Below are 262 nucleotides of genomic sequence, written 5' to 3' on the forward strand. Positions count from 1 at the left end.
TGCAGCACTATCATCGGCGCAAAGTTGTTTCACGGTCCTGTTCGGGATGGGAAGGGGTGGGACCAACTTGCTATGGTCATCAGGCATAACTTGTACTGGCGTTTGTCTCCTGTGGGACGACAAGGCCATGAATCTGGAAGAAGCAAAGATCAAGGGTAATGAATGGTATCAACACACACGCAACGTTGTACCGTCTTATCCTCTGTACCTGCTAAGGTTATAGGGACAAGCCGTACGGGCAATTAGTACTGGTTAGCTTAAT

At 48.5% G+C, this 262-nt stretch carries 1 rRNA gene; it reads right to left on the reverse strand.

Going from position 1 to position 262, the window contains the following annotated elements:
• Window positions 1-84, reverse strand: a 5S ribosomal RNA gene (gene rrf / locus GCN74_RS28465); the annotation flags it as partial.
• Window positions 85-262 lie beyond the last annotated feature (178 nt).

It is taken from the genome of Janthinobacterium sp. FT14W (assembly GCF_009208755.1).
Taxonomy (GTDB): Bacteria; Pseudomonadota; Gammaproteobacteria; order Burkholderiales; family Burkholderiaceae_D; genus Janthinobacterium; species Janthinobacterium violaceinigrum.